Below are 14,807 nucleotides of genomic sequence, written 5' to 3' on the forward strand. Positions count from 1 at the left end.
TTATAAAAAACAAAGATTGAATTTAGCTCCCATTTATCATATAAAACAACTTTGGCAAAGCGCCTACAATACACGGGGCAGCAGGCTTAAGTTATTGAGTGCAACTATCGTCATAGTCATCATCATTAACCTGTTACCATCTTTTTTTAAGTACATTGAAAAAAGGCAGGACGGGGTTGTACTTAATGATTGGATCCTGGCCCGTTTACCATCTTACGACCTTTCAGTTCCTATTTTTATACTCATCTGGAGCATGGGCCTGCTCATGATGTGGCGGGCGCTTTATAATCCAAGGGTATGTATCACTTATATCTGGACACTGAATTTTGTATGTATTGCCCGTTTTGTTACCATCAGCCTGGTCAAGCTCAATCCGCCAATGGGCCTTGTTCCGCTTATTGACCCAAGCACGAGTGTTTTTTACGGGCACACATTTATTACCAAAGACCTGTTTTTTTCGGGCCATACGGCAACTATGGTGCTTGTGTATCTGCACCTGCAAAAACGGACAGATAAGCTGATCGCATTAATTTGCGCTATAGTATTGGTGGTATTACTGCTGATACAGCATATTCATTATACTATTGACGTTGTTGCCGCACCATTTTTTGTGTATGGCTGCTGGAGATTGGTTAAATGGCTGGGGCTGGAATAATTATATGATAACCGTCATCCTGAACTTGTTTCAGGATCCCAAAGGACAAGTTTACTCCGTGCAACCCGGCTTAGCGAGTGGGGTGCCGAAATAAATTCGGCATGACGGGATTTTGAATTTCACTCCCATCCATCCACCAAATGCATGCTATCCTTTAAATCGAGATACAGCTTTTTAAATACCGGGAACATTTTGCTGTATAATTCATGATTTTTAGTATTTGGTTGGATAAAGTCCTGTTGCTCAATCCTGGTGAGTGCGTCATAACTTTCAGGGTTTAATACCCGCGCTGCAAGATATATAGCGCCTAATGCCGATGAATCTTCTGACTGAAGCACTGCGAGTTTTTTTCCGGTGATATCGGCCAGGATATGTGTCCATACTGCCGAGCTGGTAAAACCACCACTGATATTAACTTGTGTAATCTCACCCGATGCCTCTTCCAGTGTTTTAAGCACGTCATTCAGTGCAAAGCAGATCCCCTCAAGCCCAGCGCGTAAAAAATGCGAGCGGGTGTGCGCCGGCTTTATATTAAAAAATGTGCCACTGGTTTTGGTATCCCAGAGCGGGGCACGTTCACCGTACAGGTAGGGTAAAAATACCAGGCCATTGCTGCCGGCAGGTACAGTTGCTATCTCATTAAATAAAGCGTCATAATCGGCCGAGGTAATGTTTTCCTTTTGCAAAAAGTTTTTAAGCAGCCAGTTTACCGCTATGCCTCCGTTATTTACGGCACCTCCGCAAACATAAGTTTGCTCATCAAGCAGGTAATTAAAAACCATAGCTTCGTAGTTATACACCTGTTTCGGGCTGGTGATCCGCACAGCACCACTTGTGCCAATGGTAAGCGCGGCCACATCCGGGCCGGTAGTATGGCTGCCCAGGTTGGCACATGCTCCGTCACTGGCCCCTATAACAAAGGGAGTATCGGCATTTATCCCGGTCGATGCAGCTACTTTGGGCCTGATACCATTCCGGTAATAAGTGGTATTAACCGGAACAGATAATCTTGAAGCTGTAATACCGGTTAATGTAAGGGCTTCCCCGTTCCATTCCTTCTTTACAATATCAAACAATCCTGTTGCCGACGCAATGGAATAATCAACCTCAAATACACCAAAAAGCCTGAACCAGATAAACTCCTTTATGGAGATGAATTTATGGGCGGCTTCAAAGATCTTACTTTGATTATCACGCAGCCACAGCAACTTATTCAGGGGCGACATGGCATGGATAGCGGTGCCGCAGTTATGATAAAGGCGTTCACCTTTTTCCGTTGCACGCAATGCCTGCGCGATGTTCTCGCTCCGCGCATCTGCCCAGGTCATCATAGGCAGCAGCGCTTCGCCATGCTGATCAACCGGAATAATACTATGCATGGCGCTGCTCAGGCTCACGGCCTGCGGAGCGGCTCCCAATTTGGCGGTAATACCGGCAAGGCATTTAACAAAAGCATCCCAGATCAGCAGCGGGTCCTGTTCGCTGTAACCGGGCCCGGGACTGTTAATGGGGTAATGATTGGATACTGTACCCAGTGGTTCGCCCGTTAAACTTACGGCTACGGCCTTTGTACTGCCGGTGCCAATGTCAATGCCTAAAATATATGCCTGCATGGAGATGTATTTGATTGCCAAAATAATAAACCGAACCGGGATTTGGGGGGATTTTTAGGATTATGGGATTTCTTTAACAGTTTAATATAAAACAAGACAAGGTAAAAAAACCTGTCAATCCTGCAAATCCTAAAAATCCCAGTTCAGACAAAACCCTGTCTATCCAGCAAATCCTGAAAATCCCGGTTCAGACTTCAGCGAAATCAAGAAAATCAGAAAAATCAACGGTTAAGGCCGACAGCAGGGGACAGTTCAAGAATATATATTATCTACATTAGCCATACCAATATAAACCAATTAGAGAATATGCAAGTAATTTTAGGGGTCATCTTCCATTTTATCGGTGGCTTTGCTTCGGGGAGCTTTTACATCCCCTACAAAAAAATAAAAGGCTGGGCCTGGGAAAGCTACTGGATAGTAGGCGGCATTTTTTCATGGCTCATTGTACCGCCGCTGGCAGCATGGCTTACAATTCCGGGCTTTGCCGATATTATAAGTCATACAGATACTGCTACCCTTGGCTGGACATATATCATGGGCTTGTTATGGGGCATTGGTGGTTTAACATACGGATTAGGCGTACGCTACTTGGGAGTATCGCTGGGGAGTACCATTATACTGGGCTTATGCTCGGTTTTCGGGTCGATAATCCCGTCGGTGTATTATGATATTTTCCCGAAAGAGGGGAAAGACACTTTTACACTGATGCTGCACACCCAATGGGGACAGATGGTTTTGTTAGGCATTGTACTTTGCGTGGTGGGTATCATTATATGCGGTAAAGCAGGTATGATGAAAGAGCAAGAACTCTCGGCCGATAAAACCATAGCACAGGAAAATAAGGACTACCGCTTTGGCTTAGGTATACTGGTGGCAGTAGTATCGGGGATACTGAGTGCTTGTTTCAACTTCGGTATTGAAGCCGGGAAGCCAATGGCCGATACAGCTAACCAAATCTGGCAGGCGGCGCATCCGGGTCAAGGTAACTTCCTGTTTTCAAACAATGTAACCTACATTATTATACTGTGGGGCGGCTTAACCACTAACTTTATATGGTGTATGGTGCTAAACGCCCGCAATAAAACGTTTGATAATTATACCGATAAAAAAACACCCCTGCTTAAAAACTACCTGTTTGCGGCACTGGCCGGTACAACCTGGTTTTTACAGTTCTTTTTTTACGGTATGGGCGAAAGTAAAATGGGTAACGGCGCCAGCTCCTGGATCCTCCACATGGCTTTCATTATCCTGATAGCTAATACATGGGGCCTGGTACTTAAAGAGTGGAAAGGTGTAAGTAAAAAAGCATTCGCAACGGTAATAGCCGGTATAGCAGTAATTGTAATATCGGTACTGGTTGTGGGATATGGGAATAAGATAAAACCCGAAAAACCAACGGTAAAAGCCGAACTAAATAAGCCAACAATAAAAACAAATCAATAATTCATTAACTCAATAATTCAACAATTAAAATATATGTCATCGAAAACAACTGAATTTAAACACGTAAGCTATTTGTGGGATGAAGCAAAAGCCGCCGAACTGGAAGGCGACGAAGTAGCCCTGCTCATATACCGCTCCAACCTTTTAGGTGCCGACCTGCGCCTTACCAACTATGGCGGCGGTAACACATCATGCAAGCTGATGAGTAAAGACCCGCTTACCGGCAACGATGTTGAGGTAATGTGGATCAAAGGCTCGGGCGGTGATATTGGCACGTTGAAAAAAAGCGGTTTAGCTGCCCTGTATGTTGATCGCCTTCGCAGCCTAAAAAACATTTACCGTGGGGTTGAGTTTGAAGATGAAATGGTTGAGTTATTTAATCATTGCATCTACGATCTTAACTCGAAAGCGCCATCTATTGATACGCCGCTTCATGGCTTTCTGCCATTCAAACACATTGATCACCTTCACCCTGATGCTGCCATCGCTATTGCTGCCGCAAAAGACGGTAAAAAAATAACCCAGGAGCTTTTTAACGGCACCATTGGCTGGGTTGAATGGAAAAAACCCGGCTTTGAACTTGGCCTGCAATTGAAACAATGCCTGGATGAAAATCCGGGGATCCGCGGTATTATGCTGGGCTCGCACGGTTTATTTACCTGGGGAGATACCGCTTACGAAAGCTACATGAACACGCTTGAAGTTATTGAGCGCTGCGCCGAATACCTGGAAGAAAACTATGGTAAAAAAGGCCCTGTTTTCGGTGGCCAAAAAGTTGAAAGCCTTGACGAAACCGGCCGTAAAAAACAGGCTGCTGCACTTGCACCTGTATTACGTGGTTTTTGCTCAAGCTACAGGCACATGGTAGGTCATTTTACTGATGATGCCCGCGTGCTGGAATTTATTAACTCCAATGACCTTGACCGTTTGGCTCCATTGGGTACCAGCTGTCCTGACCACTTTTTGCGGACTAAGATCAGTCCGCTGGTACTTGACCTTGCACCGGGTGAAGACCTTGGCGATGTAACCGCGTTAAAAGCACGTTTGGCCCCTGCTTTTGAGGCCTACCGCCAAATGTATACCGACTATTACAATACCTGCAAGCATGATAACAGCCCGGCCATCAGGGATACCAACCCGGTAATTATCCTTTACCCGGGTGTAGGCTTGTTCTCTTTTTCAAAAGATAAACAAACCGCCCGTGTTGCTGCCGAGTTTTATACCAACGCCATTAACGTAATGAAAGGTGCTGAGGCGATTTCTGAATATACTTCGCTGCCGCGCCAGGAAGCATTTGATATTGAGTACTGGTTATTGGAAGAGGCTAAATTACAACGGATGCCTAAGCCAAAAGCCTTGTCTGGCAAAATTGCCCTGATCACCGGCAGCGCAGGCGGCATCGGTAAAGCTATCGCCAAAAAATTTGTGGACGAGGGCGCGGTAGTTATTTTAAATGATATGAACGCTGAACGTTTGGAAGGTGCCGGCGACGAATTCAAAAAACAATACGGTAAAGATTCATACACCACAGCGGTACTTGACGTTACCAAAGCCGACCAGATAAACGAGGCACTTGAAATTGCTGCTTTAGCATTTGGCGGCGTGGATATCGTGGTAAACAATGCCGGTCTATCCATCTCCAAATCAATTGCAGACCATACCGAAAAAGATTGGGATTTGTTATATGATGTATTGGTTAAAGGCCAGTTCTTCATTACCCAGGCTGCAGTAGCTGTTATGAAAAAACAAGACATCGGCGGCGACATTATCAACATAGTAAGCAAAAACGCCTTAGTGAGCGGACCAAACAACGCCGGCTACGGCTCGGCAAAATCTGCACAGCTGCATCTGAGCAGGTTGAACGCTGCCGAATTGGGTACCGATAAGATCCGCGTAAACGTAGTTAACCCCGATGCCGTGATCAGCGACAGCAACATCTGGGCCGGCGGATGGGCAGAAGGCCGTGCTAAAGCTTACGGCGTTACTGTGGACGAACTGCCTGCTTACTATGCAAAACGTACATTATTGAACGAGGTAATACTACCTGCCGATATCGCTAATGCCTGTTTCGCCTTTACCGGCGGCCTGCTCAACAAATCAACCGGCAACGTGTTGAATGTTGATGGCGGTGTGGCGATGGCGTTTGTGAGGTAGTAGCCCTCTCTAAATCTCCCCCGGGAGGGGAGACTTCAAAAATCATTGCAGATGTAAGCGTCCACGCTTACTATACACATGAGCGTAAACGCTCGCATTTAAAAACATTCAAGCGTGGACGCTTGAACATCCGGAAACTTTTAAATTTTAAAAGCCCTCCCTTCCGGGGAGGGTTGGGAGGGGCTACCAATTATGCAGTTAGAAAAATATAAAATTGATGAAGCCAATCATCAACAGCTAAAAGATCACCAGCGCAAATTTGATTTTATTGCCGGTGATATAAAGGGATTGGATACTATCCTGCAAAAACTGATTGATTTTAACATTGCTATACCAAGCTGGGCTTTAGGTACCGGCGGTACACGTTTCGGCAGGTTTTCGGGTGGCGGCGAGCCGCGCAGCCTGGAAGAAAAGATAGAAGATGTAGGTTTAATCCATGCGCTTAACCGTAGCAGCAACTCTATTTCGCTGCATATTCCCTGGGATATCCCATCCAACGCATCGGCTGTAAAAGCGCATGCAGCACAGTTAGGTTTGCATTTTGATGCGGTTAACTCCAATACCTTCCAGGATCAGCCGTCACAGAAGCTGAGCTATAAATTTGGCTCATTGCACCATGTGGATAAAGCGGTACGCAAACAAGCTGTTGCCCACAACATTGAGGTAATCAAATACGGGGTTGAGCTCGATTCAAAAGCATTATCGGTTTGGCTGTCTGACGGTTCAAACTTCCCTGGTCAATTGAATATGCGCGGTGCATTTGAACGCACATTGGAAAGCTTACAGGAGATTTATGATGCCCTGCCCGATGACTGGAAAGTTTGGGTAGAATACAAGCCTTACGAGCCTAACTTTTATTCAACCACAATAGGCGATTGGGGGCAATCATACCTGTTATCATCAAAACTGGGCCAAAAAGCACAAACATTAGTTGATCTTGGTCATCACTTACAGGGTGTAAACATTGAGCAGATAGTTTCATTACTGCTGATGGAAGGCAAACTGGCCGGTTTCCACTTTAACGATTCAAAATATGGTGATGACGACCTTACTGTAGGCAGCATCAACCCATACCAGCTGTTCCTGATCTTTAACGAACTGGTTGAAGGCATGGATGCCCGCGGTATGACACATGCCACTTCAATAGGATGGATGATCGATGCTTCGCACAATGTAAAAGATCCGATTGAGGACCTATTACAATCAGTAGAAGCCATTAAAATAGCATATGCGCAAGCCCTTTTAGTAGATACCCCTGCACTGGTACAGGCACAACAGGATAACGACGTTGTACAGGCACAGGAAATATTACAACATGCTTACCGTACAGACGTTCGTCCGCTATTGGCCGAAGCTCGCTTAAGGGCAGGCGGTGCGCTGGACCCGCTGGCAGTTTACAGGCAGCAAACTATCAGGCAGCAACTGATAAACGAAAGGGGTGCAAAAGCAGTATCAACCGGATTGTAAGCCTATGGAGCCGATACCTGTTATAGCCGTTTTTGATGTGGGTAAAACCAACAAGAAGCTGTTCCTGTTTGATGAGAACTATAAGATAGTTTTTGAACGGACGGCCCGCTTCATGGAAACCCACGACGAGGATGGCGACGCATGTGAAAACCTCGACAGCTTAAGGTTGTCGGTGTTTGACTCATTGCGCGAAATTTTTAAGCATAAAGAGTTCGATCTTAAGGCGGTCAACTTCTCCACTTACGGCGCCAGCTTTGTCTACGTTGATGAACACGGCAAGCCGCTTACTCCACTGTATAATTACCTCAAACCATATCCGCCGGAACTGGGCAGGCAGTTTTATGAAAACTATGGCGATGAAGCCAGGTTTGCTTTAGAAACCGCCTCGCCCGTTTTGGGCAACCTTAATTCGGGACTGCAGTTGTACAGGCTTAAATATCAACAGCCCGAAGTGTTTAAGCGGATTAAATATGCCCTGCATTTGCCTCAGTATATGAGCTACCTTATCAGCGGGCAAATGGTGAGCGACCTAACCAGTATTGGCTGCCATACCGCTCTATGGGATTTTGCTAAAAACAGCTATCATAACTGGCTCAATGACGAAGGGATCCTGCCTAAAATGGCCCCGCTACATCCTGCAGACAGTGTGCTTCCCGCCGAGTTTCCGGGCAGTACTTACAAGGTTGGCATTGGGCTGCATGATAGTTCGGCAGCGCTGATCCCTTACCTGGTAAGCTTTAATATGCCTTTTGTGCTGATTTCTACCGGTACATGGTCTATCAGTCTGAACCCTTTTAACCAAACGCCGCTTACCGCTGATGAGTTGAAGCACGATTGTCTTAATTACCTGCAATATAAAGGCAGCCCGGTAAAAGCATCGCGGTTGTTCACCGGCTACGAATATGAGCAGCAGGTAAAAAGGATAGCCGCTCATTTTAACCACGACGAGATCAGGTACCGTACCATAAATTATGATCCTGCAATTGCAGCCCGGCTAAATAATCAGCCCGCATTACAGGCAACTGAAAATAACGGACAGTTACAGAAATCGGCATTTGAACAACGCGATTTAAACAGCTTTGCCAACGATGTTGAAGCGTACCACCAACTCATGATAGATATTATTGCCCAACAAACCATATCAACCAATTATGTTTTAAATGGCTGCACGGTAAAGCGCATTTTTGTGGACGGTGGCTTTAGCAAAAACAGTGTTTTCATGCACTTGCTGGCGCTGGCCTTCCCTCATCTGGAAGTTTACGCCGCATCAATGGCACAGGCCACTGCTGTAGGTACAGCGCTGGCTATTCATCATGCCTGGAATACCAAAACACTGCCTCATGACCTCATCGAATTAAAATATTATTCGGGGGTGCAAAGCGAGGTTGTATAAAGCGCATAACAGGAGGCTCCTATGGAGCCTTTTTATTTTTCCCTAATTTGCTACAAACACTGTCTTGTCCTGAAATGAGTTTACACAAAAATAAACTACATGGAAAAGATCATTATTGATGGAAAAGGACATTATTCACTTGAATTTAAGCATTCAGTTATCAAAGAGTATTTGGCTGGCAGTGTTAGTCAAAAGGCGTTGTTGAGGAAATATGATATCAAGATACATAGTGGCATAACGCGTTGGATGCAGAAGTTAGGTTATGCAGAAGTTCCGGAAAAAGACAGATATTTGTCATCAGTAAAACCACTATCCTTGCCCGCAAAGAAGCCCCATAAAGATCCGCCTACAGGTGCCTTGTCGCAAGAACAACAACGCATCAAAGAACTCGAACGTCAGCTTGAAGATGAGCAGCTTCGCAGTGAAATGTACAAGCGTATGATCGAGATTGCTGAACGTGATCTTAATATTCCTATCCGAAAAAAGTCGGATACCAAGTGATCCATGAGATGAAAGACATGTATACAAGGATCAGCCTTGTACGATTATGTCGGTTACTTGGTATTACCCGCCAGGCCTATTATCAGCACTTTTGGCAACAAGAAGCATCTGGAATAGAGGATACACTTATATTGCAGGAGGTTGTCAGCATTCGCCAAGACCACCGGGCAATGGGTGGCAGGAAGCTTTATGAAAAGCTGCACCCTTTTTTGCTTGATCATGGCATTAAAATGGGACGGGATGCACTGTTCGACCTGTTGTCAGCTAATGGACTGTTAGTAAAGAAACGCCGCAGGCGGCATGTGACGACCTGGTCGGGTCACCGGTTCAACAGATGGCCGAATATCATACGCAGCCTGGAGGTCGTCAGGCCTAACCAACTGTGGGTAAGCGATATCACCTACTGGAAAGTAAAAGAAGAACATTTGTACATCAGTTTGATAACGGACGCTTATTCGCACAAAGTAGTTGGCTATCATTTGGCTGATACCTTAGAAACGATCGAAACGATACAGGCCTTGAAAATGGCTTTAAAAGACCTGCCTGAACAATTGCCGGAGGCACTTATACATCACTCGGACCGGGGAGTGCAATATTGCACAGAAAGCTATGTAAAGCTATTACAGGACAGATACATCAAGATCAGTATGACCGAGAACGGTGACCCATTAGAGAATGCCGTTGCTGAACGAATGAACGGCATTCTTAAAGAAGAATATCTTAAGCATCACCGGCCTGAGAATAAGCAACAAGCAAAACAATTACTGGATAGAGCTATCGAGTTGTATAACAAACACCGGCCACACTTCAGTATCGGTCTGCTAACGCCCCAACATGTGCATGATAAAAGCTTGCTACCTCAAAAATTGTGGAAGAACTATTATCGCAAAAACACTAACATTGTAAACGTATCACAGGACATCACTACACTTGTAAATACATAACAGGACTATCTCATAAAATGTAAACTTTTTTTAGGACGAGACAACGTCGCTCCTATGGAGCCAAAAAATCACCTCCAATTAATATCTTTTTGTCAACTCCGTAGGAGTATCATGTTTATAGACATACCTCAAAAGAAAATACCCGGCTCCATAGGTGCCTCCTCTTCTTAAGCATCTATCAAATCTAAATTCTATATTAGCATCAACCAAACAGCCTTTTATGAAAAGATTGATTTTCTTTTTATTACTCATCATATCGATTACGGCCAATGCACAGCAAACCAAGCGCAAGAAAGCCATCATTGTACTTACTTATGACGATGGTATCAACTCGCAATTAAACATTGCCATCCCTCAGCTTGATTCGGCACACCTTACGGCTACGTTCTTTTTAATGGGTAACATGAACGACGCTACTTTGCCCCGCTGGCGCGAAGTGGGTAAAAAGGGGTATGAGCTTGCCAATCATACGCTGTACCACCCTTGTTTGCTAACCAACGTAAAAGCCAATCCGGCCAATAATTCGGCTATTTATACACCATACATGATGCTGCGTGAGATTAATGAAATGAATACCCTGCTTTTCGCGCTCGATGGTAAAACCGGCGGCCGTACCTATGCTTACCCTTGTACCGAAGTTGAAGTTGGCGGGATCAATTATGTAGATACCCTGCGTAAAGCCGGGCTGGCAAAATATGCCCGCATAGGTGGCGGACCGGATGCTGTGATCACTGATTTCAAAAACCTCGACCCTTTAAAAGTACCCTCATGGGGTGTTACAGGCAACCCGGTTACCGGCGATGCATTGATAGATTTTGTGAAGAAAGTACAGCAAAGCGGCGGACTGGGCATCTTCATGTTTCACGGTGTAGGCGGCGATTATCTGGTTACCCCTGCCGATGCCCACCGGCAACTGCTTAAGTATTTAAGCCAGCACCGAAACGAAATTGAGGTAACTACGTTTATGAAAGCCATGGATGAGGTGATAGCGGCTAAATAATTAGCCTATCAGGCTAACGAGATCTGCTATAACAAGATCATCTTTGATAATGCGCTCATGGCCACGGCCTTCGTATACTTTGGTTTCAATTTCAGGATGAGCGGTAAGAAAACTCGCCAGGAACGCGAAAGGTGCAATTTTATCCTCCGGATCATAGGCTAACCAATGCCGGGTAATGGCATGGGTGGGATATAAATTATGAAGTGTAAACTCCGACGCCTTCATATCAAACAGCGCCTCAAAATCAGTAAAGAATTTATCCTGCAAACCCTGGGCTACATCTGCTGCGTTCAGGCTGGCTATGAAATTCTCTTTCAGATTGATTAGCGGGGCAATACTGACGAGCAAGGCTGGTTTAATACCGGTTTCCTTTATGGCGATGGCATTGGCCATGGCTCCTAATGAATGACCGATAACTACATCAGGTGCACCAAAAGTTGTGATCACTGCTTCCGCTGCTTTGGCGAAGAGCATCAGGTTTGACAACTCCCCTTCCGAGCTGCCGTTGCCCGGCGCGTCGAAAGCTATTACCTGTGTATTATCAATTTTTTTTAAAGCGGTAATGAGTTCGGCAAAGTCGGCAGCTTTTGAGCCCCAGCCGTGAGTGATCATGATCTTGCGTTTTCCATCTCCCCAGATAAAACCATTGAATTTTAAGGTCGATTTACTGAAATGCGAATCTTCAACTTCAAGGGTAAAAAGTTTGGCTTCCTCAAGCAATTGCTGTTGCTGCAAGCGCACCGGCATTTTAGGCGAATAACAGATCAATTGCCACAGCAGGCTGAGCATATCAGGCGCTTCGGCACCATTAAGAGATTTTACCTGGTTAAATACCGTTTTCAACTTTTTCATAGGAGAGGCAGAATTTCGCCGGCAAAATAAACAAAAGCACCTTAAAATATACCGAAAGGTATTTTATTTACATTATCCCGACGAAAAACCTCTGGCAATTATATAGGCACACAAAGGCGTTAAGAAAAACTTTGCGTCTTAGCGCCTTTGCGAGAAATAACTAATAGCTACGGGCATGAAGCTTCCCCTTCAGGGCCCAGGGGCACTACTTCCCTCTACCCAGCCAAAGCAGCGAATTAATGATCAGCTTATCAACATCGGCATTTTCAAAGGTTTGAGAAAGCTCTTTGTTAGTACCGCCATCGTAGTCCATATCATTATGGCCAATGTTGAAATAAACCATTTTATATTTTTTATTAGTCCAGGCTACAGGGTAGTAACCGCTATGCCAGATCTCGTGTTGTTTTGGGCCTGTACCCAAGGGAAAACTTGTTGAATCAACCGCCAGCAGGATATCGATATCCGGATTTTTGCGAAGGTCATGCTCCCAACGATACCATTCGTTAGGGTTTGTTTTAAAAGTAGCCGGCAAACCTTTGGTTACCGGGTGATTGGGATCTTCCACATGTAAAATAGCAGGCGTCGGGTGCCAGGTATTGCTTACATACTGGCCCGAGCCTAAAAATTCGTTGTGGTACCAGTCCCAGTTTTGAGGAAAATCAGACGGAGTAAGCGCGAAAGCCGAAAAGTGGAAACCCATCCACGCGCCGCCCTTTTTCATATACTGTTCAAAAGCTGCACGCTGTTCGGGGTTATCAATACGGGTATCTAAAAATATTACTACCTGGTATTTGGCCAAAAACTCAGGGTTCATATTTGCCCAGTTGTTGGTACTGTCGTAGGTAAAATTGTACTTTTTGGCCATTTTAGGAAACCAGCGATTGGCCTCGTGCACAAAGCTGATATGCGCCAGGTCGCTCCGGCCGGTGTAAAAGGCTATTACTTTGAAATTTTTGTTGCTTTGGGCGTTAGCATTTACCGCTGTAAAAACAGCCATAACAATGAGAGCCACAAATAGCACTACCCTGTTAATCATAGTTCGGTTGATCATAATAATCGTGAGTTTATAATTGTGGTTATAAAACTAAGGGATTTGGTTTTATGATGTTAACAAAACGAAGTAATGAGAGGTGATGTAGGGGCAATTAGATGTTGATCGTGAAAACACCGACCACAAGCTAAATAAACTATGTCATTGCGAGGAGCGGAAATGGCAAAAGCGCTGGGGCGAAGTGGCAATCTCTAACTATACAGGGTGGACATGTATTGGCTACGAGATTGCCGCGCCTGCGCTCGCAATGACATATTTTTACCCCTTGTTTTCTTGCGCTCGTTTGCAACGAGTGCTTAATATGGTTTAGCGATTGTATCGCTTAATGTAGTCTGATGATTGTATAGTTAGTAATTTATAACTGGCATATGTACCACGTATGCACCACCTAAAGGTGTGACATTACTTCAATCACAGACGGCATATCTAAATTAAATTTCCAGATACAATCAAGGGTGCTAATTGCAATCACCTGCCCTTCTTTTATTGTCACCTTATGGAATGGATTTGAAGATGTAAAATAAGCTATCCAAATTACTTTTTCTCTTTCCAAATTCATAACGCAGACAAACCCGTCGCTACCATAGCTCCCCTCTCCACAAAAAGCTTTTATGGAACCTGTTTTATCAACATACTGATTTAGAATTGCACAGCTGCACCACGATAATTCCCCTTCTTTTTCAAAGTTATCAATAGAAGTAACAGACGACGCTTGTAATTTAAATTCAACTGGGTTTTCCCAAGACACTTCTATTTCAAAAAGTTGTATTGTCCTATCAGGAAAAACAATTCCATTTATCAATGGACATTCTAAATGGTCTATAAAACTTTCAATTTCTTTCATTTTACCACTATCGTTGGCACAGGTGAGTATCCTTGCTTTTAAAAGCTTAACAATCGTAACTGTCATATTGGATACACGCGACACGCGTGCATCCTTCTTGCGCTCGTTTGCAACGAGTGCTTAATATGGTTTGGCGATTGTATCGCCTTTGCGTTGAACGCAAATCCAGCTACGCACTCGTTGCAAACGTGCGCGAGTTTAATAAGGTTATGGATTTCATTCAATTCAATTTTTTTACCTAAGTTGCAAGTTAATACCAAGTGTGCTGCAACTTTTTTCAAACTCCAACTTATTTAATGGTCCTATACGCTTGTTCTTTTTCTTTTCGATAATCCAATAGTTTTCTTTGGCAGCCAACAAACGCACATAAAATGGATCATTACAGAAAATAGTATCTACTACAAGAGCAATTATTTTTTGATCTCGGGCGGAGTTCGAATCTGTAACTCCATCCGATTTGAAACGTTTATATAAAGCACTGTCCGCCTTGATAATAGTATGCATACCATCAAAGTCTTTGGCTGCCGTGTCTTTAAGATAATCGGTGTAAACACTGTACCGGCTTCCCAAATCACTACCAACAAATAGTTTATAGTGCTCATAATCTGGATTCTGTTTTGCAACAATGAAATTTTCGTTATAAGCGTAGTCCGTCACTTCGGAGTATATCTCCGTGTTACAATCCGTCGAAGCAGGTATAATCTTTCGCCACTTACTATCAGTGCAATAAGTGTAGCCATCTCCCAAATCCACCACGGTGTCATTCAAATTGGCACACGAAAAGATAAGCATCGACACAACTATGAATATTGTAAAAACATGTATTGGCACTTTTTTCATATGACTATTGTTGACAGTGGGAGTGGTGTACGCTAATATGCATGCACCAA

At 44.4% G+C, this 14,807-nt stretch carries 13 protein-coding genes; 8 read left to right on the plus strand and 5 right to left on the minus strand.

The annotated features are described in order from the left end of the window. The first annotated feature begins 16 nt into the window (after positions 1-16). Positions 17-655 carry a phosphatase PAP2-related protein gene (locus tag SNE26_RS16065; RefSeq protein ID WP_321554955.1) on the plus strand — a complete coding sequence of 213 codons (639 nt, stop codon included), beginning with the start codon at positions 17-19 and terminating at the stop codon, positions 653-655. Positions 656-774: 119 nt separating this feature from the next. Here SNE26_RS16065 and SNE26_RS16070 read toward each other — a convergent pair whose 3' ends face one another. Beyond that, positions 775-2,268 (minus strand): gluconokinase, encoded by a 1,494-nt coding sequence (locus SNE26_RS16070; protein WP_321554956.1) that lies wholly within the window; start codon positions 2,266-2,268, stop codon positions 775-777. Between the two features lie 306 nt (positions 2,269-2,574). Here SNE26_RS16070 and rhaT point away from each other — a divergent pair, with 306 nt between their 5' ends. The 7 genes from rhaT (at position 2,575) to SNE26_RS16105 (ending at position 11,170) form a co-directional block, all read left to right on the plus strand. Further along, positions 2,575-3,711, plus strand: a complete 1,137-nt coding sequence (gene rhaT, locus SNE26_RS16075) for an L-rhamnose/proton symporter RhaT (RefSeq protein ID WP_321554957.1) — start codon at positions 2,575-2,577, stop codon at positions 3,709-3,711. A gap of 33 nt (positions 3,712-3,744) precedes the next feature. Continuing rightward, positions 3,745-5,865: a bifunctional aldolase/short-chain dehydrogenase gene (locus SNE26_RS16080; RefSeq protein ID WP_321554958.1), complete on the plus strand. Its 2,121-nt coding sequence runs from the start codon at positions 3,745-3,747 to the stop codon at positions 5,863-5,865. 192 nt (positions 5,866-6,057) lie between these two features. Further along, on the plus strand, positions 6,058-7,332 hold the full coding sequence (locus SNE26_RS16085) for a sugar isomerase (RefSeq protein WP_321554959.1): 1,275 nt from the start codon (positions 6,058-6,060) through the stop codon (positions 7,330-7,332). A gap of 4 nt (positions 7,333-7,336) precedes the next feature. Next, the gene (locus SNE26_RS16090; protein WP_321554960.1) at positions 7,337-8,725 is read left to right on the plus strand and encodes an FGGY family carbohydrate kinase; all 1,389 of its coding nucleotides are present in this window, start codon (positions 7,337-7,339) and stop codon (positions 8,723-8,725) included. 99 nt (positions 8,726-8,824) lie between these two features. Continuing rightward, positions 8,825-9,226: a hypothetical protein gene (locus tag SNE26_RS16095; protein WP_321554648.1), complete on the plus strand. Its 402-nt coding sequence runs from the start codon at positions 8,825-8,827 to the stop codon at positions 9,224-9,226. Positions 9,227-9,234: 8 nt separating this feature from the next. Continuing rightward, positions 9,235-10,170 (plus strand): IS3 family transposase, encoded by a 936-nt coding sequence (locus tag SNE26_RS16100; protein ID WP_321554647.1) that lies wholly within the window; start codon positions 9,235-9,237, stop codon positions 10,168-10,170. Positions 10,171-10,390: 220 nt separating this feature from the next. Beyond that, a complete protein-coding gene (locus SNE26_RS16105; RefSeq protein WP_321554961.1) occupies positions 10,391-11,170 on the plus strand; it encodes a polysaccharide deacetylase family protein in 780 nt (259 codons plus the stop codon). Here SNE26_RS16105 and SNE26_RS16110 read toward each other — a convergent pair whose 3' ends face one another. The 4 genes from SNE26_RS16110 to SNE26_RS16125 form a co-directional block, all read right to left on the minus strand. Then, positions 11,171-12,022 carry an alpha/beta hydrolase gene (locus tag SNE26_RS16110; RefSeq protein WP_321554962.1) on the minus strand — a complete coding sequence of 284 codons (852 nt, stop codon included), beginning with the start codon at positions 12,020-12,022 and terminating at the stop codon, positions 11,171-11,173. A 205-nt stretch (positions 12,023-12,227) separates the two neighbouring features. After that, positions 12,228-13,073 carry a ThuA domain-containing protein gene (locus SNE26_RS16115; RefSeq protein WP_321554963.1) on the minus strand — a complete coding sequence of 282 codons (846 nt, stop codon included), beginning with the start codon at positions 13,071-13,073 and terminating at the stop codon, positions 12,228-12,230. A gap of 388 nt (positions 13,074-13,461) precedes the next feature. After that, on the minus strand, positions 13,462-13,917 hold the full coding sequence (locus SNE26_RS16120; protein WP_321554964.1) for a hypothetical protein: 456 nt from the start codon (positions 13,915-13,917) through the stop codon (positions 13,462-13,464). A 234-nt stretch (positions 13,918-14,151) separates the two neighbouring features. Beyond that, a complete protein-coding gene (locus SNE26_RS16125; protein ID WP_321554965.1) occupies positions 14,152-14,757 on the minus strand; it encodes a hypothetical protein in 606 nt (201 codons plus the stop codon). Positions 14,758-14,807: the final 50 nt, after the last annotated feature.

Source organism: Mucilaginibacter sp. cycad4 (assembly GCF_034263275.1).
GTDB lineage: Bacteria > Bacteroidota > Bacteroidia > Sphingobacteriales > Sphingobacteriaceae > Mucilaginibacter.